The following is a 21,552-nucleotide window of genomic DNA, read 5'->3' as shown; positions in this document are numbered from 1 at the left end:
TTCATGTACCTCAGCTTATTTGGTGGCCAGGTTAATTTGTAGTGCAATCTCGTCTTTGATCGCTTTGTCTTTCAGCGCACCAGCCGTAGTAGAGCCATAGGTTACTCCCCATTGCGTACGATCAATTACAAATTGAGGGGTCTTGGCAGCAATGCCACCCTCTGTAATACTTACCGTAGCAGGAATGGTAATACTCTTGGTAATATCCTTCATAGTGAGGTTACCCGTGATGTTGTGGGTAGCGTCAGGATTGCCTTGAGCTACCTCAACAGAGGTGATTTCGAAAGAAGCTTTACCATATTTTTCTACCTCAAAGAAATCACCTGTAGTAAGGTGGCCAACAAGCTTGGCTTTCATTTCTTCGGGCGTTTCATCGGTCACTTTAATTGTGCTCATGTCGATGATAAAGTTACCACCAACCAGATTACTGCCTTCGGTCATCAATTTACCTTCGGCAATCTGAATCGTACCATTATGCTGATCACCTGTAAATTTAGCACCCACCCAATTGATGACACTGGCGTCAGTATCAACAGCTAGCGAATTAGTTGCTGCCGCAGGGGTATTTGCTTCTACAGCATCCTGTGCTTCGACTTGTTCTCCTTCAGGGGAGGCACCACATGCTACTAAAAAGAGTGCAAGTGCTAAAATCATTAAATTCTTCATAAAAATTTCAAGTTATTTAAGGTTGTGATAATGTGCTAAACAGCGATGCAGATATGATTGTTGTATTAACATCGATTATTTTTCAATTACGCTCTACTGCTTTGGGCACTAAACAAACGTCTTTTAATCTCTGAGGATTTCCACAAGAAGCAACTCTGCTTTTTCTGCCTGAGGCGCTATAGCGTTGGAAGGCACTTCAAAAGTGCCTTCCAACTAGTTCCATGACAATTATTGGTGATCAAAAAAGCGCAACATTTGATCGAGGCTTTTTAGAATAGTGACGTGCTTAGGTGCTTCTACTTGTTGTGCAACGACCTGGTAGCCAGAGAGTAAGATGTGAGTTTTAGGAAAGGTATCCGCCAGGTGATTCACGTATTGCTGGACGGATTCTTTGGCAAAAGTTTCCGTGATCATCGTGAAGATGAGATCGGCTTTATGAATATGATTAGCATCTGATAAATCGGCGATGGAAATATCCTGCCCAAGGTAAAGCACGTATTTACCACGAGACTTAAGCAGGTAATGCATAAAAAGCAAGGAAAGCTCTTGTCGTTCTCCTTCAGGCAAATAGAGGATGATTTTTTCATTTTCTTCTCCACTCGAAAGGGGAGTAGCATTGATGGCACTGATGATTTTCTGGCGAATGAGGTGGCTGATGAAATTTTCCTGTACGGGGTTGATTGAGCCAGTGAGCCACAGCAAGCTAAGCTTGTCGAGAAAAGGATAGATGACCTCCATCATGGTTTGTTCGAAGCCAATCTGATCAATATTGGTATTGATGATACGGTCGAACTTATTTTCGTCCATTTCGATCATGGAGATGGTAAGGGCGTCCAATTGGGTGCCATCATCTAAATTGATCTCAGAAATAGCTGCTACTTTTTCAGTCAGCTCCTGGTCTTCCATTTTGGCGATTTTAGAAATCTTAATGCCATTTTTGTTGAGCAGGGCTACATTGAGCAACACTTTGAGGTCTTCATCCTGGTAATAGCGGATATTCGTTTTAGTTCGTTGAGGTTCTAAAATATGGTACCGCTGTTCCCAAATACGGATAGTATGGGCCTTAATCCCAGATAGTTTTTCCAAGTCTTTGATGGAATACACAGCCACCCGTAAGTTTGTTTTGTGAACAATAGCTTAAAACTTGCCACTCCAGCACATGGAACGCATCTAATTGTGGGTCTAACAATAAGGATAGTAAAAGGTTTAAACGAAAGTATTTTAACTGAGTGTTAAATCAGGGATGGAGATTTGAAATTATTGGACCTAGAATTACGGTATTTCTCCACCTTCTTTGTCTTTAAGCAGCTAGTCAGATAAAATAAAGTGGTTGTTTAAGGATTTTTGGCTAATTTTAGCACACTTTGTTGAATGTTAGCAACAAGCAACTTTCTGCCAAAAAAAGATAAGCTTCATGAGCTGGAAATTTACGCTGTATACATTTGTATTATTCACGCTGAGCGCCTGGCAAGTCGCAGGCCAAAGCTGTGGTGAGTTTTTCTATGATTCTGGTGGCCCTAATGGGCAATACCAAAATAACGAAGACCAAACCTGGACCTTTTGCCCTGATAACCCGGGCGATTTGGTGACCCTTAATTTTACTGCGGTAGCAGTTGAGACCTGTTGTGATGACCTCGCAGTTTATAACGGTACGGGTACTGGAAACCCTCTGAATACTGATATCCAAGCTCCTGAAAGCTTTACTTCTTCAGCAGCAGATGGTTGCCTTACAGTAACCTGGAGTTCTGATGGCTCCGTTATCTTTGCTGGTTGGGAAGCATTGGTAAGTTGTGCTCCTCCTCCTCCTTGTCCTAACCCTACGCTTCTAGCGGTCAGTGATGTACTTGGAACGGGTGCTACTTTTTCGTGGAACCAGGTAGGTAATGTGAATACCTGGGATTTGGAGATTGTGCCAGCAGGAACACCAAGTACTGGTGTTCCATCTATCGCTGATGTTACCGACAATCCCTTTGTCTGGATGGATGCCGAAACGGGTACTTCTTACGATGTTTACGTACGTGGGCATTGTGAAAACGAAGGCGAATTCACCAACTGGGTAGGGCCGCTGAGTTTTACGACTGCTTCTGGTTGTGGAGACAGCTTCTTTGACAGCGGTGGCCCCAATGGGCAATACCAAAATAATGAGCTGGAAACCTACACCTTTTGTCCAGATACTCCTGGCGATTTGGTGACGCTGAATTTTATTTTTGTAGACTTAGAAACCTGCTGTGATAATCTTGTCATCTACAGCGGATCGGGTACCGGTGGCCCAGTGCTTAACCCTGATTTGATTGCACCAGAGTCATTCACGTCGTTGTCTGCTGATGGTTGTATCACGGTAACCTGGGATTCTGACGGTTCAGTTATTCGTGACGGATGGGAAGCAATTGTTTCTTGTGCTCCCGCTCCTCCTTGTCCTAATCCTTCTTTCTTGGAAGTTATTGCCGCAACGACTACTGGTGGGATTCTTGGTTGGTCTCAAGTCGGCAATGTAACCGTTTGGGATATTGAAATCGTTCCTGCTGGTACGATGCCGACTGGAATGCCTACGGTAATGGATGTCACGGAAAATCCCTACACCTGGACGGGTGGCGAAAGCGGTACGGAGTACGACTTTTACGTACGTGGGCATTGTGAAGAAGAAGGCGAGTTCTCCAATTGGGTAGGCCCTGTTTCCTTTACCACTATTCCTGGCTGTGGAGATAGCTTCTTTGATAGTGGTGGGCCAAATGGTAACTACCAAAATAATGAATTTGAAACCTTCACCTTCTGCCCTGATAATCCAGGAGAAGCCATTATCATAGATTTCATTGCTGTTTCATTAGAAAATTGTTGTGATGATCTTTCTGTTTTTAATGGGATAGGAACTGATGACCCGATAAACTTGGATGTCCAAGCACCTGGATTGTTCATTTCTACAGATCCTAGTGGATGTCTAACGGTTACTTTTGATTCTGATGGATCTGTTATCAGGCCAGGTTGGGAGGCTACGGTTACTTGCTCTCCTTGTATTCCTGACCCTATTATTCTCACGCCGGATGTATCGGTTGAGTTTTTCAATGCTTCTTCCGTCAATATATTAATTGACTTGCCTGGGCTTGATACCTTCATGATCGAGTACGATACGCTTGGGTTTACGCCAGGTACCGGAAATACGTTGATGACGGATGACTCATTGATCATTATCAACAACTTAGCCGAAGGTACTGACTACGAATTCTACCTAACCAATTTATGCCCTGATGGACAGGCAACGGTCGTTTTAGGCCCCTATAGCTTTTCGACCATTTATTTCAATGATGTGGGTATTACGGAAGTGATAGCCCCAACAGATGAATGTGGTTTGGGCAGCGGCGAGCCTATCCGGGTAGGAATTACCAACTTTGGTCAAAACCCTCAGACTTTGTTCCCGCTGAATTTCAGTATCAACGGTGTACCTTCTGGTGTCAATCAACCCGTAGATGGATTCTTTACGGGGATTGTTAGTCGCGATAGCACAGAAATGTTTGAGTTTGACCTCAACTACGATTTTGCGCTACCTGGCGAATATACCATCCAGGTGTGGACGGAAATGATGAATGACGGTGATGTTGCTAATGATACCTTCACGATTGTGGTGACGCGTTTTGCACCCCCATTGTTTGAAGATTTTGAGGCTGGTATTCCAGCGTACATTACGACCAATGGTATTTTGTATGCACCATTGGCTCATAATAACCCAACTTCAGTAATTGGCCGCAACTTGTTTTTCCCGGGTGAATTTATTGTTGACCTACCAGTGCTAGGTCCCGTTCAGCAAACGGATACCTTGTTCTTTGATTACCGCTACGTGGAATGGTCTGCAGGTACCGACCCGACGGAAGATTTGACGGGAACAGATTTACTATCGGTATTGATTTCTGCCGACTGTGGCGAAACCTACGCTATTGCCTTCTTGCAGTCGGGCACGGATCATGAGCCAAGTGTTGATTTCCGTACGGTATCAGTGCCATTGGACGTTTTTGCTGGGGAGAATATTCAAATTCGTATAGTGGGTACCTATGGAAGTGGTGGAGCTGATTATTGGTTGGATATCGACAACATCAACTTGCCACGTTGTGATGGACTCGGGATTACTTCCGAAATTACAGACACCAACCCTGGTCTGGATGATGGTGCGGTCACTGTGCTACCCGTCAGTGGTATTGCTCCTTTTGAATTCTTGTGGTCAACAGGTGACACAACCGCCACGATTACCGATTTACCTCCAGGTGATTACACGGTAACCATTACTGACCGCTTCGGCTGTAGTGACCAACTTACGGTTACCATTGATGTCATCATTGGAACGGAAGAACTGGTTGATCTTATTGGCGATATTACCTTGGCTCCTAACCCTACCCAGGGACAAAGCAATGTACGTGCTGAATTCAACCAAAGTGTAGATGCCCGGATTGATGTAGTAAACCTTTTGGGACAACAAATTTGGCAAAGCCCCCTCTTGGAGCGGGTGGATACCATTAACCAAACGGTTGATTTAAGCCAGGTTCCTGCGGGGATTTATCTGGTTCGCATTCAGGCTGCCGGACAGACCAAGACGATTAAACTTGTCAAGTCTTAGTGACGGAAATGCCTGCCAGCGCCTTGGCCGGCAGTTTTGCTACACACCATCTAAGTTACTTGGATGGAATAGATAAAACAAGCGCCACTCCCGCTTTGCAGGAGTGGCGCTTGCATTTTCACTGCGGATAATAGGGCATCTACCAACTAAGTAGCGGCAAAAGACAACTATTTTCACCATCTTGCTATTAATAAATATTGAACCTATCAAAGATCAATGAAAATAGGCATCGTTTGCTATCCAACATACGGAGGCAGTGGGGTATTAGCTACGGAACTGGGGCTAGGGCTTGCTCAGCGTGGGCACGAAATTCATTTTATCACTTATCGTCCGCCAGCACGGTTGGTACATTTTTATGAAAACGTCTACTATCACGAAGTAGGCACCGACGATTATCCGCTGTTTGAATATACGCCCTACGATACTGCATTAGCCAGTAAATTGGTGGATGTGGTAAAGTATGAAAATCTGGATTTGTTGCATGTGCACTACGCTATTCCGCATGCGGCGGTAGCGTACATGGCCAAAAAAATACTTTTGACGGAAGGGCGTTATGTTCCTGTTATCACCACTTTGCACGGGACGGATATCACCCTGGTAGGAACAAATAAAGCTTTTTCGCCCGTGGTGGCTTTCTCCATTAATAAGTCAGATGGTGTCACGGCTGTTTCTGACAGCTTGCGCCAGCAAACCTTTGATACCTTCAATATCACTCGTGAAATTGAGGTCATTTACAATTTCATTGATTTTAAGCGTTTCCGCAGGGTCAACAAAGACCATTTCAAGAAAGCGATAGCTCCAGAGGGGGAACGTATTTTGGTGCATACCAGCAATTTCAGGAAGGTGAAAAGGGTGGAAGATGTCATTCATATTTTTGCCAAAGTGCAGCAAAAAATCCCTAGCAAACTTCTCCTGATTGGTGATGGCCCGGAACGGCGCAATGTGGAAACGCTGTGCCGAAAACTTAAGCTTTGTGATGAAATTCGTTTCCTCGGCAAGCAAGATGCGGTGGAAGAACTTTTATCTCTCGCTGATTTGTTTTTGATGCCATCCGCCAGCGAAAGCTTTGGACTGGCTGCCTTGGAAGCAATGGCTTGTGAAGTGCCGGTAGTGTCTACCAATGTCGGAGGATTGCCTGAAGTGAACATCCATGGCGAAACGGGTTACCTGGCCGATCTTGGGGATGTGGAAGCAATGGCAAATTTTGCTATCGAGATCCTAAAGGATGAGGATACCTTGGCTCGTTTTCGGGCAAATGCACTAGCTCAAGCCAAACGGTTTGATATTGATATTATCCTGCCTCAATACGAAGCATACTACGAGGAAGTGGTGCGCAATGCAGTGCATCCAGTGGAATAAAAGAAGCCGCAACTAACATTTAGTTGCGGCTTCTTTTTGTTTATTCCGAAATGAAGTGACTTAACCGTTTTTCAGTGAATTAAAGACGGTAAAGGCTTTCTCCAGGCGACGATCTACTTCCTCCATGCCGAGGAGTGCCATAACGGCAAAAATAGAAGGGCCCTGCATCGTACCAGTAACGCCTATACGGAGAATAGGTAGCACTGCCCCAAAGCCAAGCTCATTAACTTCCATAAAAGATTTTACGGCAGCTTCTACAGTTGCTTCATCGGGGGTCTCTAGGGTTTTGAGTTGCCCGCGTAGTTCGTTAAATAAGCCTTGGTTTTCTGGCTTCCACTTCTTGCGGCTATTCTTTTCGTCGTAATCTTGTACCTCTGTGAAAAAATAGTAGCCATTGTCCCAGAAGTCGCTGTAAACGACGACCCGTTCTTTCATCAGTTGTACAAAGACAGTCAGGAAGGCATCGTCTTTAGAGATCCCTTTTTCTGCGAGTATAGGCTTGACGATAGCTACCAGTTCCTCGTCGGAGGATTGCATGATATATTGCTGGTTGAACCACTTGGCTTTGTCAAAATCAAAACGAGCACCAGCTTTTCCTATTTTTTCGATAGAAAAGGCGTTTACCAATTCGTCCAGACTAAATAGTTCCTGTTCGGTGCCGGGATTCCAACCCAAAAGGGCCATGAAGTTGACGACGGCGCGTGGGTCGAAGCCAAATTCGCGAAAACCGGTAAATGACTCCTCTTCGGTTGCTCCGTTCCAAGCCAATGGAAAGACGGGAATACCCAAGGCCACCCCATCGCGCTTGCTCAGTTTGCCTTTGCCTGTAGGCTTTAGAATAAGGGGTAGATGAGCAAAGGAAGGCATCGTTGCTTCCCAGCCAAAGGCTCGGTACAACAAAACGTGGTGGGCTGTGCTAGGCAGCCATTCTTCTCCTCTGATGACGTGGGTGATTTTCATCAGATGATCGTCGACGATATTGGCAAGGTGATAAGTAGGCATTCCGTCGGTTTTCAACAGAATTTTATCATCGAGTTCCTTGCTTTGGAATTGTACCTCACCGCGAACCAAGTCGGTGATTTTGACGATTTCGTCAGCAGGTACCTTTAGACGGATGGTGTATGGGGTCTTGTCGGCCAGCAATTGTTCCACTTGGGCACTAGTGAGCGATTCACTGTTGCGCATACTGCCACGCGTGCTGGCATCGTAGCGGAAATTGTGATTGCCCGCTTCTTTTTCCGTTTCCCGGCGAGCATCCAGCTCTTCGGGCGTGTCGAATGCGTAGTAGGCCTTACCGTTGGCAATAAGTTGTTGAGCGTGCTCTTGATAGATTGCTTTTCGATCCGATTGGCGGTAGGGGCCATAATCGCCACCTTGTTCGGGGCCTTCATCAAGGGTGAGACCACACCAGGCCAGTGCCTCTTTGATGTAATCTTCAGCTCCGGGCACGTAGCGCGTCTGGTCTGTATCTTCAATTCTGAGGATAAAGGTACCGCCCATTTGGCGAGCCAGAAGGTGGTTGTACAAAGCAGTTCTGACACCACCAATATGCAGCGCACCCGTAGGGCTTGGCGCAAATCTTACACGAACATTACTCATTGGTACAGCTTTATTTTTTGGGTGTTTTGACAGTTTTTGTCATCAACACAAATATATTTTCAAAAAAGTTGAAAAATCTTTAAAAAAGTTCCGGGTAAAGGCAGCAAAACAAGCCTCTTATACGTTTCTTCGGAAACTTTTACTAAAGAAATTTGGTATTAAGGGAAGAATGCCGATTTTTTGGAACCTCCCCCTCCACAAAATTGTCTTCACTTTTACCATTACAGCGGCAAAAGTAATGATTTAGGGCGGCAGCAAGAAATTCTCCCCGATTTTCCCATCGTTGCCCATCTCCCCTGGTTGTTAGTACGAAAATGAACATGTTGATTTTGTTGCGCATTGTTAAGTGCAACAGCCTAAACGATTATATTATCCCTGAACTATTTCAATTGCGACGCTTATGTATTTAATTAAAACCCCCAAATTTATCCAGGAACTCTTCCCAAATTTTACCTGGAAAATCCCATCTGAAGACAAGGTTGTTTACCTGACGTTCGACGACGGCCCTATCCCCGGCGTGACGCCGTGGGTGTTAGAACAATTGGCACAATACAATGCCAAAGCAACATTCTTCTGTGTTGGTAACAACATTGAGAAACACCCCGAAGTATTCGAACAAGTAAGAGCTGGTGGACACTCCATTGGCAACCATACTTTCAATCACCTCAATGGGTGGAGTTCGGATAACCTTCCTTACTTTCACAATATTCGTCACTGTGCTAACCTGACTAAAACGGTTCTTTTCCGCCCTCCCTACGGAAAGCTGCGTCCACGTCAGACCCAGTTTCTACTGCGCCATTACCGGATTGTGATGTGGGATGTTTTGAGTGGCGATTTTGATCCAAATATCACGGAAGAACAATGCCTCTTAAACGTTACCCGTAATGTAGAACCAGGTTCTATTGTCGTTTTCCACGATAGCCTCAAGGCGGAAGAAAAGCTGCGTTACGCATTGCCCAAAGCATTGGCTTATTTTGCGGAACAAGGTTACCGTTTTGAAGCACTCAATGAGCAGGAAATGATAGTGCACCAAGATCAGCGCAAATCAGCCTAAAAATACAATTCTGCTAGACATGAATTAGAGCTGCTCCCGGGCAGCTCTAGTTTTTTAGCTCAAACAGTAAGTCACAAACTGCCTGACCATGAGCTGTGTCTTACGGCGGGTTTCAATCATACCCATGTGGCCTACTTTTTCTAATACGTGAATATTCGCTCGGGCTGGCAAGGCTAGCTGTTGCTGGCTCGCCTCTGTAGGAACGGCTTCGTCTTCTTCTCCTATGATAAATAAGACGGGTTTGGGGAAAGTGCTTAATGTTTCGGCGTAGTTGGGGCGGTTAGCCATCGCTTTCAATCCTTCAATAATGCCTTCTGCTGGGTAGCGCGCTGCCCGATGTATGATTTTGTCTAGATCAAAAGGATTGGTTTGTGCGTAGGTTGGTGGAAATAATTTGGGGACCAGCTGTTTGACGTAAAGTTGATGACCGTGCCGGTTGATAAAGGATATCTGGTTGTGGCGTGCTTCTTTCTTTTCTTCCGTATCGGCGTAAGGATGAGAATGAAATAAACCGATTCCTTTTAAACGTTCAGGGGCCAGAGCTGCCAAGGCAAGTGCCGTATATCCGCCCATGGAATGGCCAATGACAATAACCTCTGACAGTTTTTTCTCTTCTAAAACAGCCAGCACTGCTTCGGCATAGATCTCTATCGACACATTGGACACAACCCCTGAGTCACCAAAACCAGGCAAATCGATGGTTACTACCCGATAATGTTCCTCTAGCAGATCCTGTTTGAAATCTTCCCACAAGCGGCTATCGGCACAGAAGCCATGTAGTAGGACGACGGGGAATCCTTTGCCTTCTATGTCATAGGCGAGCTTAGCTCCACGGAATGTAAGTGTTTTCATTTGTGCTTTCCTGTACTTACGCAAAAATAACTTCCTTCGCTTCCCTTTCCAAAATATGTCTCTATTCTTGGACTTTTATTTTACGATAGCTAGCGTTTACAAAACCGTAGTTGGCAACTTGTTTTGGCCGGTGGTTTTTGCAAGCTTTTAGTATCTTTGAGAGAGAACAAAAATAAATTACTGAGCTAGTACATTCTATGGCTGACTTTGCAAACATGGCCAAGCAGTTTTCCAAAATTGAACAACTGGAGCATGAGCTTCATTTGCGACAATTACAGGTCAACCGATTATTGACGCTTACCCAGGCGATCAATAATAACTTTCCAGCTGCGGAACTTTTCGCAATGTACCATTCCTTCCTGACTTTTGAGCTAGGGATTAAGAAAATGGCACTTTATGTTCACGGCGAAAAGGAGACCAATTGGGTGTGTACAGCACAAACTGGCTTGACAAAAGCCCAGCAGAAGTACAATATTGGTTCCGAGTTAGCCAACTTTCGTGAACTCGTTAATCTTGATGCTAAAGATCATTTGTTTCTTTCTGCTTTTGAGCTGGTTATTCCTGTTCTCCACAAAAAGCAGCCTATTGCCTACGTTTTCATCGGAGGGTTTGATGACGATGATGATATGTACGAAAAAGTACAATTCATTACCACGATTACCAATATCGTTGCGGTAGCTATCGAAAACAAACGATTGTTTAAGCGACAATTAGAGCAAGAACGCCTGCGACGAGAGATGGAACTGGCGGGTGAGATGCAACGCATGCTTATTCCGGCTAGCTTACCCATGAAGGATTGCTACGAAATGGCCAGTATCTACAAGCCTCATTTTGGGGTAGGTGGTGACTATTACGATTATCTGGAATTCCCCGATGGCAAACTGGCTTTTTGTATTGGCGATATCTCCGGCAAAGGAGTAGCAGCAGCATTGTTGATGGCCAATTTTCAGGCCAATTTTAATACACTCATCAATAAACGGACGCCACTTAAGGAGTTTATCATAGACCTTAATACTTCCGTGAATCGAATCACTGGTGGAGAGCGGTTTATTACCTTTTTTGTGGCGGAGTTTGATCGTTATACCAACGTGTTGCGGTACATCAATGCGGGGCACAATCCTCCTATTTTAGCCAGCAAAGACCAGACCTTATTGCTGAAAGATGGTTGTACGATATTGGGGTCTTTTCAAGCGTTGCCCGAAATAACTGTAGGGGAGGTGAAATTGACGCAGCCTTCCTTGATTCTTACTTATACCGATGGCCTCATAGACATTCAAAATGCCAAAGGCGACTATTTTGATGATTTGATGTTGAAGGCATTTGTAGAAAACCACCATCACCTTTCGGTAGTAGAATTCAACCATGAGCTTCAGCAAGCCCTCAATGCCTTCAAGGGTAATGAGGGTTATCCTGATGATTTCACGGTACTGACTTCCAAGTTTGTCCCGGTAGAAAACCCTTGTTAATAGCCTGTTAAGCGATCGGTAAGCCTGAATAAAGGCAATGAAAACTACGATCTTAGTGCTTCCTAAGCATTTTTAAGTAGCTAGTAGATTAGGGAAAATACCTCCTTATGCAAAATGCGGTTATTCGTTGGGTCGTCATTCTTGGGGCGGTAGCCCTGGTAGGGATTATCGGTATCCAATCCTATTGGGTCATGACCACCTGGGACCTGAACGAGGAAGAGTTCAACAAAAAAGTCAATTTGGCACTTTACCGAGTAGCCAATAAGCTTGCCGACATCAACGATGCCGAACTTCCCTCCAGGGATGTCGTAAAGCAACGTACTACCAATTATTGGATCGTTAATATGGCGGTCGAAATTGACGCAAAGCTACTGGAGTATCTTCTGCAAAGCGAGCTTGAAGAACGAACGCTTAACGTAGATTTTGAATACGCTGTTTTTGATTGCCATACCGATGAGATGGTCTATGGTGGCTACTGCAGTTATACGCCTGAAGGCGAAATCAAAAATCTAGACTTAGGAGACTTGCCCAAGGACAAAGAATTCACCTATTATTTTGGGGTGAAGTTTCCGGGGCGTACCGGCTTCCTTTTTGATAAGATGCAGTTGATCCTGTTCTTATCGGCAATTTTACTCATCACTATCCTCTTTTTCGCTTACGCCATGTGGGTTATTTTACGTCAAAAAAGGCTTTCTGAAATGCAGAAGGACTTTATCAATAACATGACCCATGAGTTCAAGACGCCATTGTCAACGATAAAAATTGCCGCTGGTGTTTTCCTCAATGACGAACGCGTGAAGGCGGATGCACGTCTGCATCGTTATGCGACAATCATTCAGGAGCAAAATCAGCGCTTGAACAAACAGGTGGAGAAAGTACTCCAATTAGCAAGTGTAGAAAAAGGAAACCTTGAGTTAAAGAAGGAAAAAGTAGAGCTGCAGGAAATCTTGGATGCCCTGCTTTCCAGTACGAGGATGCGGCTCGAAGAGCAAGGGGGGGAATTGTCAACCGACCTGGAAGCGGTAAGTGGAGTGTTCATTATGGCTGATCGCCTGCATCTGACGAATATCCTTTATAGTCTGCTGGATAATGCGATAAAATACTGTCAGGAAAACCCACAAATCAGTGTTCGAGTGGCGAAGGAGAAAAACATGATCCAGCTTTCTATTCAAGACAATGGTATCGGAATCTCGCCCGCTTATCAGGGGCGAATCTTTGATAAATTTTATCGTATACCTACGGGCAATGTCCACAACGTTAAAGGGTTTGGCCTTGGATTGTACTATGTGCGGAGAATATGCCAGGCCCACGGTTGGAGCATACAGTTGGAGAGCGATGTAGGCCAGGGAACAACCGTGAAAATCAACTTTGGACAAGCCCTGAAAATTCGCCAGCAGGCGGTAGCCCAATAAACCAAATCGAAGCCTATGCGTGCCCACCTTCTTTACGTTGAAGACGACGAAAGCCTCAGTTTCGTTACCCGTGACCATCTTGAATTGCAAGGTTATCAGGTGACCCATTGCCCCGATGGTACCAGTGCAAAAGTGGCTATTGATCGCCAGGATTATGACCTTTGTTTGCTGGATGTAATGCTGCCGGAAACGGATGGTTTTACGTTGGCTAAAGAAATTCGCAAACAAAATACGGAGGTGCCGATCCTTTTCCTTACTGCCAAATCACTCAAAGAAGATCGTTTGCACGGCTTACGGCTTGGAGCCGATGATTATATCACCAAGCCGTTTAGCATCGAAGAGCTGATTTTAAAAATTGAAGTCTTTTTGCGACGCTCGCGTAGTGTGGCCCTTCCATCTCCCAGTGAATATACCCTTGGCAAATACCTGTTTAATTATCCCAACCTGGAGTTGAAGATCAACGAGGATATCCGCCGGCTTACGCAGAAGGAAGCCGATCTTTTGAAATACCTTATTGAAAATAAAAATCAGGTCATCAAACGGTCTGATATCCTCGAAGCCGTTTGGGGGGAAAATGATTACTTCCTGGGGCGTAGCCTGGATGTCTTTATATCTCGTTTACGCAAGTACCTGAAAGAAGACGAGCAAATCAAGGTCGAAAACATCCACGGTGTGGGGTTTTGTTTTCAGGTATAGCAGAAAAAGCCTATTTTACTAGCCGTGCATTTTTCAGGACGTACATCAATTGGTTGATGTCTGAATCATTCAACTCCAGGGTACCTTTGATCTTGATGGCCTCGGTTTTGTATTGAATGGGTTCACTGGCGTAGACTTCCATGACTGTTTCTGGTCCGGCGCCGCCACAGAAGAAACACATGTTGTAAGGAAATGCGGAAAAAATGAATTCCGTATGGCTTTTGTAGCCTTCCACCGGAATGATGTAACCCTTGATTTCCACTTCTTTTCCTGCCAAAGCTTTCACTTCTTCACTAAAGACAGGGACATCCACCTTGAATCCCAGGAGCTCATCGTACTGTTTGGTGTAGGTGATTTTGGCCAATGATTGCCAAATGTTCTCTGTAGTTGTCTGGCCGTAAACGGCACCAAGGGTAAGGGCAGAAAGTAAAACTATGCAAAGAATACGCATGATTATGTTTTTGATCTACTATATAACGCAAAGATACGCTATTCGGCTTGTTAGGAAGAGGTTAAAGTTTATCTATTGATTTTTTCAAAAAGGCAAGTTCTCTATATCTACATTACCCCCAGTAAGGATAATGCCTATTTTTTTGCCTTTGAATGTTTCTGGATAAGAAAACACGGCGGCCAAAGGCACTGCGCAACTGGGTTCGATGATGATTTTCATGCGCTCCCAAACTTGGCGCATGGCATGAATGATGGCTGCTTCGTCTACCCTAAGAATGTCGGTGACGTGTTCTCTGATGATGGAAAAAGTTTTTTCACTGAGCGGAGTACGCAAGCCATCAGCAACGGTATTGGTAGTCGCATTGCGTTCAATTTTTCCACTATGGAAAGACCGATAAGCATCGTCGACTTCAAAAGGTTCGCCCGCAATTACCTGCGTAGTAGGGGCAAAATAGTGAGCAGTAAGGGCTGTGCCACTAAGTAACCCTCCACCGCCCACTGGGGCCATGAGGATATCGAAGGACGTGTTGGCGTCTTCGAGCAATTCTTTGGCTGCCGTAGCTTGACCCGCTACTACATTGTAGTCATCAAAAGGATGGATAAAATAAGCCCCCGTACGTGCTACAACTTCGGCTAGCTTGGCTTCGCGTGCTTCTGGGGTGCTTTCACAAAAAACAACTTCGGCGCCATAAGCTTTGGTCCCTGCAACTTTCACAGCAGGGGCATTTTTAGGCATCACTATATAAGCGGGTATTCCCATTACCTGGGCGGCACGAGCTACTGCCTGGGCGTGGTTGCCGGAGGAATGAGTGGCCAAACCTTTTTCAAGCTGGGATGGCGTCAGTCGGCTTGCCGCATTGGCCGCACCGCGCATTTTGAAAGCACCAATCTTTTGAAAATTTTCACACTTAAAGTGTAGATCCGCCCCTGTCATTTCGTTGATGGCCTCGGAAGTCATGATGGGCGTTCGATGGATGAGAGGCTGAATCAAGCGATGACTCTCGCGAATATCTTCAGCAGTTGGTACATGTAGAAGTGTCGTGGCAGGCATTGGGTTTTAGTGGAAAGATAGGGATATTCAGCGAGTTCCACCGTATGAATAGAAAGGACTTTTCAGGAAGGTTAATTTGAACCATAAAAGGGATTATAAGAAAATATAAGTGCTTTTTCTATTGCTTAAATGACCTTATAATCCCTTTATGGTTCAAAACCAAGTCACGTTTACTGTACCATCAGCTTCTGGGTGGATTGGAAAGTTTCGCCCCGCAATTGGATCAGGTAAAGGCCACTGGGTAGAGAGAGCTTTTCCAAATCTAGCGTATGCTGAACCTCCTGGCCTTCGGGAAGATAGAGCTTGTTAAGCTGCTGTAGCACCTTGCCATAAGCGTCCATGATAACGATATTTGCAGTTTCGCTGTGGTTGCTTTGCAAGTAAAGTGTGGTTTGCAGATGAGCGGGGTTTGGAGCCATTTGCCATTCTAGGCCTTCTGGGGATAATACGGTCAGCTCATCATTGGCCGAAACCATGGCAGGGCCGAATTCATAGTGAACATCAAAGCGGTAAGTTCCCCAATCTTCAGATTGACTATTGTTGGTCAGCAAAAAATGAATTTGGTCAACGACAACATTTCCGCTGTTGATGGTGAAGTAACTATCACCGGAGTTGCTACCTACTGGATAGCTAGGTGAACCCGCAGCTGCATAGCCTGGGGTAAGATTACCATTGGTGGCCGGACGGAAGAAAAAGCGGCCGCTTTCGCTTTCGTTATTGGTGTAGTCAAAATAACCATTAACGTGTTCACCATGGAGCAGGCGCGCTGGCGACGGGGGACAGGTCACCAGGTTTTCGATCAACACGTTGCCGAAGAATAAATCTGTCGGTTGTAGCATCTCCAAGAGTACCTCCGTTTGGTCGGGATTGGTAGCCTGGAAACGGATATGATCGACGCGCCGATTGGCTCCGTTAATGGTGAAGTTGCAATCTGATGAACCACTACCAGTGTAAACGCCAGAACCACAGGCGGCATAGCCAGGTGTGAGGCCGTCGTTGGTGAATGGCCGAGGGAAAATTCGCGCACCTGCGGGCTCCGTTGTAGCGTAATCATATTCGATAGTGACGTTGTCGCCATTGGCAAAATAATTCCCTCCGATAGCCTGGAAATTGGTGATCTTGACGGTGCTCCAGTACCAATTTACAGGAATGAAGAAGGTACTCAGGGTTTGTGACTGGCTCTCGTTGAGAATGGTAACACGCAAGGCATCTACGCGAACGTTCTTGCCGGAGTTGATCGTGAAATTTACGGTTTGAGTGCCAGTGCCGGAAAATATGGGCGAACCAGAAGCCCCATAACCAGGGGTAAGGTTACCATCGGTAAAAGGGCGCACAAAAATGCGCGTACCACCAGGATGGGAGATGTTGTAGTCGAAAGTAATATTTACCTGTTCACCAAGGAGTAAGGAACCGATTTCTTGTGATTGTGAAAAGGAAAAGTTGTTGACACCGTTTTCTCCGAAGTGATAAGTGACAGGTATGTAAAACTCCCTGAGCGTAGTACTTTGGTCAGCAGTGGTGATGATGAAACGGATTTCATCAACTTCAACTTGTCCACTGTTGATGGTGAAAAATGCACTGCCCGTACCATTGCCTGCATAGATTGGAGATCCACTGGCACCGTAGCCCGGTGTAAGATTTCCATTGGTGAATGGCCGTGCAAAAATGCGTGCACCACCCGGTTCATCAATCGTGTACTCAAAGGTGAATTGCACTTGTTCTCCGAGGGCATAAGCAGCTACCCGGGTCGAGGGCAGATCAATCTGGCAAATATCATTCTGTGCAGCAATGGAGAAAAACAATAAAACAGTAACGAAGAGGGTAATCAATGTTTTCATAGAATAGACTTTTTAGTTTTAGGATTACTTTTACCAGGAATTTTACGCCTAGTGTACCTTTATCCGGTGTTTGGGCGTTTCGTTACCGATCGCGGATGTTTTTTTTAAAAAAACCTTACCCTATGCTTAATCAATTACTTTTTACGCTTTGTCTTCTTGGGCTCACTTTTTCTACGACAGCGCAAGAAATTACCAAATTGGAGTTGGTGCCCAACAAGACAGTTGCCTTTTCGGGTACCTTAGAGAAAGGCATCATCATGGAAGACCTTTCGTGGGCGTGGAACAGCTCCGTGGCTTGTTTCCCCGCAACGCAAGCCAGCAAATTCAGAGGGCGCCACGTAATGTACCTGGTGGATATCCCTCGCTATTCGGAACTGGAAATTACAGTTATTCCCGCCGATAAATCAGCTGATTACAGCCTGTATGCCTACCAGGCAGGGCAGATTACGGAAGATAACCTGGTGCCCAATCTAAGCAGCTGCATTCGCTGCGAGGCCGACCATAAGTGGGATCGCAACTACGTCAACCGCACCCAGGATCATACCCGTACGGTAAAGGATATCCTGGCAATTAACAACCCTTACCAGGCCCTCATCGTCGTCGTCGGCCCAGAAGGAGCGGACGAAGGAGCGTTTGAATTGCAGATTTCGATGAAAAGTAGGTAGAGTAAAGTCGGATCCCGAGGTGTCGGGAGGAGAGCGGAAGTCGGAACGCGTTGAATACTTCCGACTTCCGCTTTTGAGAAGTTGATGGTTGTTGGTTGATGGTTGGTTACCGACCTTCAACAATCAACCATCAACCATTTTACACCTTTTAGTTGCAGGAGGGCGAATACTTCCGACTTCCGACCTCCCACTTCCGCTTTCCCACTTCCCACTTAAATTTTCACCACCCGCTCCGTCGCTTCCCAATCCTGCGTACTGGCTTTGAGCCAATAGACACCGGCTGGGTAGTTGTTCAAATCCAGTGAAGAGACATTTTCGGCGTCAATGACCCATTCCTGGAGCGTTTTTCCTTGAATATTTATCAACTTAAGCGTTACAAGCTGGTTGGTATTCCAGCACTGAACCTGGAGGTTTCCGGCGGTAGGGTTGGGGAATAGCGTCCACTGCGGAGTGGTTGTAGCGATGGCCGCAGATCGCATTTCGGAATACGATTCCTTACCAGAATAGTCGATTTGTCGTAAACGATAGTAGTAGGTAAGGCCTGGTTGAACGTCTTTATCTACGTGAGCATAACGATTTGTAATTGCTGGGGCATCGGTAGCTGGAATCCAGGCAACAGGCCGGAAAGCTGTTTCGTATGCGGAACGTCTTTCCAGATCAAAACCAGCATTGTCTTCCTCTTGGGTGGTTTCCCATTGTAGGTGAATGGCTTCCGTTTCCGCTTTAGCAGTAAAACTCAACCAGGTGACGGGGAGGACGGAGAAGTTGTCGGTACAGATCTTGAGTCCCCAGTTGTTGAGGCTGCCACCGTCTTGATTAGCATTGTCACGAATGTTGAGTTTCCAAGACCCATTTAGGGATAAATTGTCAAAAGCAGTAAAGGACTGTTCCGGTCGTACTTTTGCCCCGGTATTGTAAGGGCAAGTAGGGAGACCAGCAGCTTCATCATCAAAGCTTAGCAAAACATTATCACTGCTACCACAATCGTAAGAGAAGAGAAGCCGGTTGGTTCCTCCTGGTGCGGTCAGGCTCAACTCCAGGTCTTCAACCCAGGTATGACTAATATCCAGGTTGAGCAAATCCAGGTCGGTGATATCTCCGCCGTTGGTGATGTCAATGGTAGAAGAGTAATCTGCTGGAGGGCCATTGCTAATGAATAAAAAGTCTTTGTTTTCGTAGTAATAACAGGGTTCGGTCTCAAAGCTTCTGGTAGGAGAGGAGAAGCCACGGCCACAATTATTGTTGTTGCCCGTGACTCTCCAATAGTGGATTGTTCCTCCGATAAGTACTTCAGGTAGTTCAACACTGGTACTGCTAGTGGTAGTGGAGTAGACGATAGTGTTAAAAGAGGGATCTGTAGCCAATTCCACGAAGTAGTTATTCGTGTTAGCACCAGCGTTCCAGCTTAGTGAGTTGAAGATCGATTGGTCGGTCGTACCATCAGCAGGACTTATCAGAGCAGGTGCTGCGGCCAAGGGCAGAATGGTAAAAGGGAGGTCTACGGTTTTATTACCAGCAGTACTTGCACTCTGAATGGTGACTATGTAATTGCCAGGAGATAAGGCATCAAAATTATCTACCGAAACGGTGACATTATCCCCTGGGTTGATAGGATTGGCCGAATAATCTACGCTTACACCTACCGGTACACTGATCGCAGAAAGTATAAGGGGATCATTGTAGCCAGCTATTGCCGAAGTGTTGATCACAAAATTCAGGGTAGCTGTGCTTTCTTGGCATTCACTAACGCTTGCGCCATTGTAAGTAAAAGTATAATTGGGAGCAGTAGCTGCGTCAATTGTAAAATTGGTGTTAGAGATGTCGAAGAAGACATTGCCGCTACACCGCACCATCACCCGGGCGGTATTGGTTGTGCCCGCCGGAACATTGATGGTCTGAGAACCATCATTAGGGGTGTTAATAGCCAAGGTGGTAGGGTAGGTGTTTCCTCCATCATAGGAGAGCAGGATATCAACGTTGCTACAGCTGATGGGGGCCGAGTTGGTGCCCGCAACATCCCAGTTGACGGTGGCCTGAGCGGCTTCAAACCAAGTGATATTGGTGTTAGGATTGGTCACTAAAAAAGGACCGGCACTACCATCTACACTGAGGGTGATTAGGTCTTCGGTAGTACAGCCGTAGTTGCCGTCGAAGTCGCGTACGGTAAGGCGGAAATCCATGTCTCTGGTCGTTTCGGGGAGGGTTTCCCAGGTAGGGTCTACGTTGTTTCTTAGGTCCGAGAGCCGTGGGAAATAACGGGTAGGTTCCGCCACAGGATCAAAGGAACGAAACATAGGCCCTTGGGTATTGGTAGACAGAGGAGGCATAGCTTCTCCTACTTCATTGTCGTATTGTTCCCAGCAGTAGGTGATGGGGTCGCCGTTGGGGTCGGTGGCACTGCCAGTCAGAACGAAGGGGGTGCCTCCGGGAATATCATAATCCTGACCAGCAACGACATTGGGAGCGGAATTGCTCATGTCAATAATAGTAGCGCAGCTGTTGCCGAAACCTGTTTCCATGTAATTGGCGATTTCCTGAATATTGATGGCGTGGTAATAAGGGTCGCTGTTGGATTGTACGTTTGGCGAGCAAATACCTGCATAGCCCATGATGGTACTGGCACTGCCCGGCTCCATAGATGCTGAAGATCGAAAACAAGGATTATTCTGGGTGTGGTTGTCCCCAAACTGGTGCCCCATCTCGTGGGCGACGTAATCAATGTCGAAAGGATCACCTACGGGAGCACCCCGACCAGTGACACCCCGAGCTTTGAAGTCGAAAGTACAAGGAGAATTCAGACTCGCTACGCCACCACCGCCAGTACTGAAAACGTGCCCGATGTCATAATTGGCGGTGCCGATGACGGCATCGCAATTGGCTTGGTTTTCTCCCAGCATCGTACTCCCGTTGCCATTGGTATAAGGGTCGGTAGCGGCATCCAGGTAAATGAGGTCGTTGTTATTGGCAACAAGTACGAGGCGTATGGCTAAATCTGCTTCGTAAACACCATTGACCCGGTTCATCGAAGTGGCCATGGCGGAGGCTGCACCCGAAACGGTTTCACCGTGAAAATCAGCGTATTCGCCCGTACAGGCAAGGGCCAGGCGATATTGACGGAACTTGCAATCACCAGCTCTGATGGCAGCATGGTCTTCGGGAACCAATTCACGGTCGCTATCCGTATGGCATTCAAAGACCTCGGTCGGTTGCGGGTAATGCCTTTTGAAGTAGACTTGGTAATAATCGCGCTGGTTCCAATAGTAGGGATCGACAAACCAGGTGTTGCCTCGTTCGAGGACCATGGCGTGAAAACCGCGGGCGGTCCAGTCGAGTCGGATGGTGGTATTTGGGTTGCTGGCACTGACACCGCGCCAGGTTTTGATGTAAGACCATACTTGCTGTAGTTGGGGGTGCAGGAGGTCATAAGCAACAAATTGGAAGGTTTCCCATTCGCCATTTGGGGTAGGCAAGGTGATTTGGTGAGGACTCTGCCGCGGGTTGACATCTCTTTCGTGGGCCGCCGATCTCAGTAGATCTTTTAGCGCAGTGGTATCGGCCAGATAAACGCGGTATCGGTTAGGTGTGATTCGGCGTTCTTCTGCACTGCTCAATTGGTCAGGGGTGGTAGTTTGCCAGATACTCGACTGTGCAGATAAATTGGACAGTGAAAAGAAAAGAATAAAACAGCAAATGCTGTAAAAAGAAGTAATGTTTTTCATATTTACTAATGTTGATGTATTAACAAAAGGGGTGGCAGTAGGCATGACGATGCGCCTATTGCAATGCAAAAGGAAGGGTATGAAAGGTGTTACCTAATCAGAGAGACCAACTTGGTGTTGTTTGA

At 46.1% G+C, this 21,552-nt stretch carries 15 protein-coding genes; 7 read left to right on the top strand and 8 right to left on the bottom strand.

Features of this window, described 5'->3' with window-relative positions; translation table 11 throughout:
- Positions 1-15: 15 nt before the first annotated feature.
- A complete protein-coding gene (locus AB0L18_RS05295) occupies positions 16-666 on the bottom strand; it encodes a YceI family protein (protein ID WP_367391536.1) in 651 nt (216 codons plus the stop codon).
- A gap of 228 nt (positions 667-894) precedes the next feature.
- Entirely contained in the window at positions 895-1,776 is an 882-nt protein-coding gene (locus AB0L18_RS05290) for a MerR family transcriptional regulator (protein ID WP_367391535.1), read from the bottom strand.
- 304 nt (positions 1,777-2,080) lie between these two features.
- Here AB0L18_RS05290 and AB0L18_RS05285 point away from each other — a divergent pair, with 304 nt between their 5' ends.
- Both AB0L18_RS05285 and bshA read left to right on the top strand, forming a co-directional pair.
- Complete coding sequence (locus AB0L18_RS05285) at positions 2,081-5,266, top strand: T9SS type A sorting domain-containing protein (RefSeq protein ID WP_367391534.1); 3,186 nt, start codon at positions 2,081-2,083, stop codon at positions 5,264-5,266.
- 216 nt (positions 5,267-5,482) lie between these two features.
- Complete coding sequence (gene bshA, locus AB0L18_RS05280) at positions 5,483-6,625, top strand: N-acetyl-alpha-D-glucosaminyl L-malate synthase BshA (protein ID WP_367391533.1); 1,143 nt, start codon at positions 5,483-5,485, stop codon at positions 6,623-6,625.
- Between the two features lie 60 nt (positions 6,626-6,685).
- Here the strand turns inward: bshA and gltX are convergent, their stop codons facing one another.
- Positions 6,686-8,224, bottom strand: a complete 1,539-nt coding sequence (gene gltX / locus AB0L18_RS05275) for a glutamate--tRNA ligase (RefSeq protein WP_367391532.1) — start codon at positions 8,222-8,224, stop codon at positions 6,686-6,688.
- A gap of 400 nt (positions 8,225-8,624) precedes the next feature.
- Between gltX and AB0L18_RS05270 the strand changes: the two genes are divergently transcribed.
- The gene (locus AB0L18_RS05270; RefSeq protein ID WP_367391531.1) at positions 8,625-9,278 is read left to right on the top strand and encodes a polysaccharide deacetylase family protein; all 654 of its coding nucleotides are present in this window, start codon (positions 8,625-8,627) and stop codon (positions 9,276-9,278) included.
- A 54-nt stretch (positions 9,279-9,332) separates the two neighbouring features.
- Here AB0L18_RS05270 and AB0L18_RS05265 read toward each other — a convergent pair whose 3' ends face one another.
- Entirely contained in the window at positions 9,333-10,130 is a 798-nt protein-coding gene (locus tag AB0L18_RS05265; protein ID WP_367391530.1) for an alpha/beta fold hydrolase, read from the bottom strand.
- A gap of 197 nt (positions 10,131-10,327) precedes the next feature.
- On the opposite strand from AB0L18_RS05265, the gene AB0L18_RS05260 reads away from it, so the two are divergent.
- From AB0L18_RS05260 to AB0L18_RS05250, 3 genes are all read left to right on the top strand, one after another.
- On the top strand, positions 10,328-11,596 hold the full coding sequence (locus tag AB0L18_RS05260; protein WP_367391529.1) for a GAF domain-containing SpoIIE family protein phosphatase: 1,269 nt from the start codon (positions 10,328-10,330) through the stop codon (positions 11,594-11,596).
- A gap of 107 nt (positions 11,597-11,703) precedes the next feature.
- Positions 11,704-13,008, top strand: a complete 1,305-nt coding sequence (locus AB0L18_RS05255; protein WP_367391528.1) for a sensor histidine kinase — start codon at positions 11,704-11,706, stop codon at positions 13,006-13,008.
- A 15-nt stretch (positions 13,009-13,023) separates the two neighbouring features.
- The gene (locus AB0L18_RS05250; protein WP_367391527.1) at positions 13,024-13,704 is read left to right on the top strand and encodes a response regulator transcription factor; all 681 of its coding nucleotides are present in this window, start codon (positions 13,024-13,026) and stop codon (positions 13,702-13,704) included.
- A 10-nt stretch (positions 13,705-13,714) separates the two neighbouring features.
- On the opposite strand, the gene AB0L18_RS05245 is transcribed toward AB0L18_RS05250, so the two are convergent.
- From AB0L18_RS05245 to AB0L18_RS05235, 3 genes are all read right to left on the bottom strand, one after another.
- Positions 13,715-14,155: a hypothetical protein gene (locus AB0L18_RS05245; RefSeq protein WP_367391526.1), complete on the bottom strand. Its 441-nt coding sequence runs from the start codon at positions 14,153-14,155 to the stop codon at positions 13,715-13,717.
- Between the two features lie 84 nt (positions 14,156-14,239).
- Positions 14,240-15,205 (bottom strand): threonine/serine dehydratase, encoded by a 966-nt coding sequence (locus AB0L18_RS05240; protein WP_367391525.1) that lies wholly within the window; start codon positions 15,203-15,205, stop codon positions 14,240-14,242.
- 170 nt (positions 15,206-15,375) lie between these two features.
- The gene (locus AB0L18_RS05235; protein WP_367391524.1) at positions 15,376-17,043 is read right to left on the bottom strand and encodes a T9SS type A sorting domain-containing protein; all 1,668 of its coding nucleotides are present in this window, start codon (positions 17,041-17,043) and stop codon (positions 15,376-15,378) included.
- Positions 17,044-17,165: 122 nt separating this feature from the next.
- Between AB0L18_RS05235 and AB0L18_RS05230 the strand changes: the two genes are divergently transcribed.
- The gene (locus tag AB0L18_RS05230) at positions 17,166-17,708 is read left to right on the top strand and encodes a hypothetical protein (protein WP_367391523.1); all 543 of its coding nucleotides are present in this window, start codon (positions 17,166-17,168) and stop codon (positions 17,706-17,708) included.
- 212 nt (positions 17,709-17,920) lie between these two features.
- On the opposite strand, the gene AB0L18_RS05225 is transcribed toward AB0L18_RS05230, so the two are convergent.
- A complete protein-coding gene (locus tag AB0L18_RS05225) occupies positions 17,921-21,427 on the bottom strand; it encodes a reprolysin-like metallopeptidase (protein ID WP_367391522.1) in 3,507 nt (1,168 codons plus the stop codon).
- Between the last annotated feature and the right edge of the window lie 125 nt (positions 21,428-21,552).

The sequence above is a fragment of the Lewinella sp. LCG006 genome, assembly GCF_040784935.1.
Lineage (GTDB): Bacteria > Bacteroidota > Bacteroidia > Chitinophagales > Saprospiraceae > Lewinella.
The sequence above is the reverse complement of the archived record's forward strand: the minus strand, read 5'-3'. Positions and strand labels throughout refer to the sequence as shown.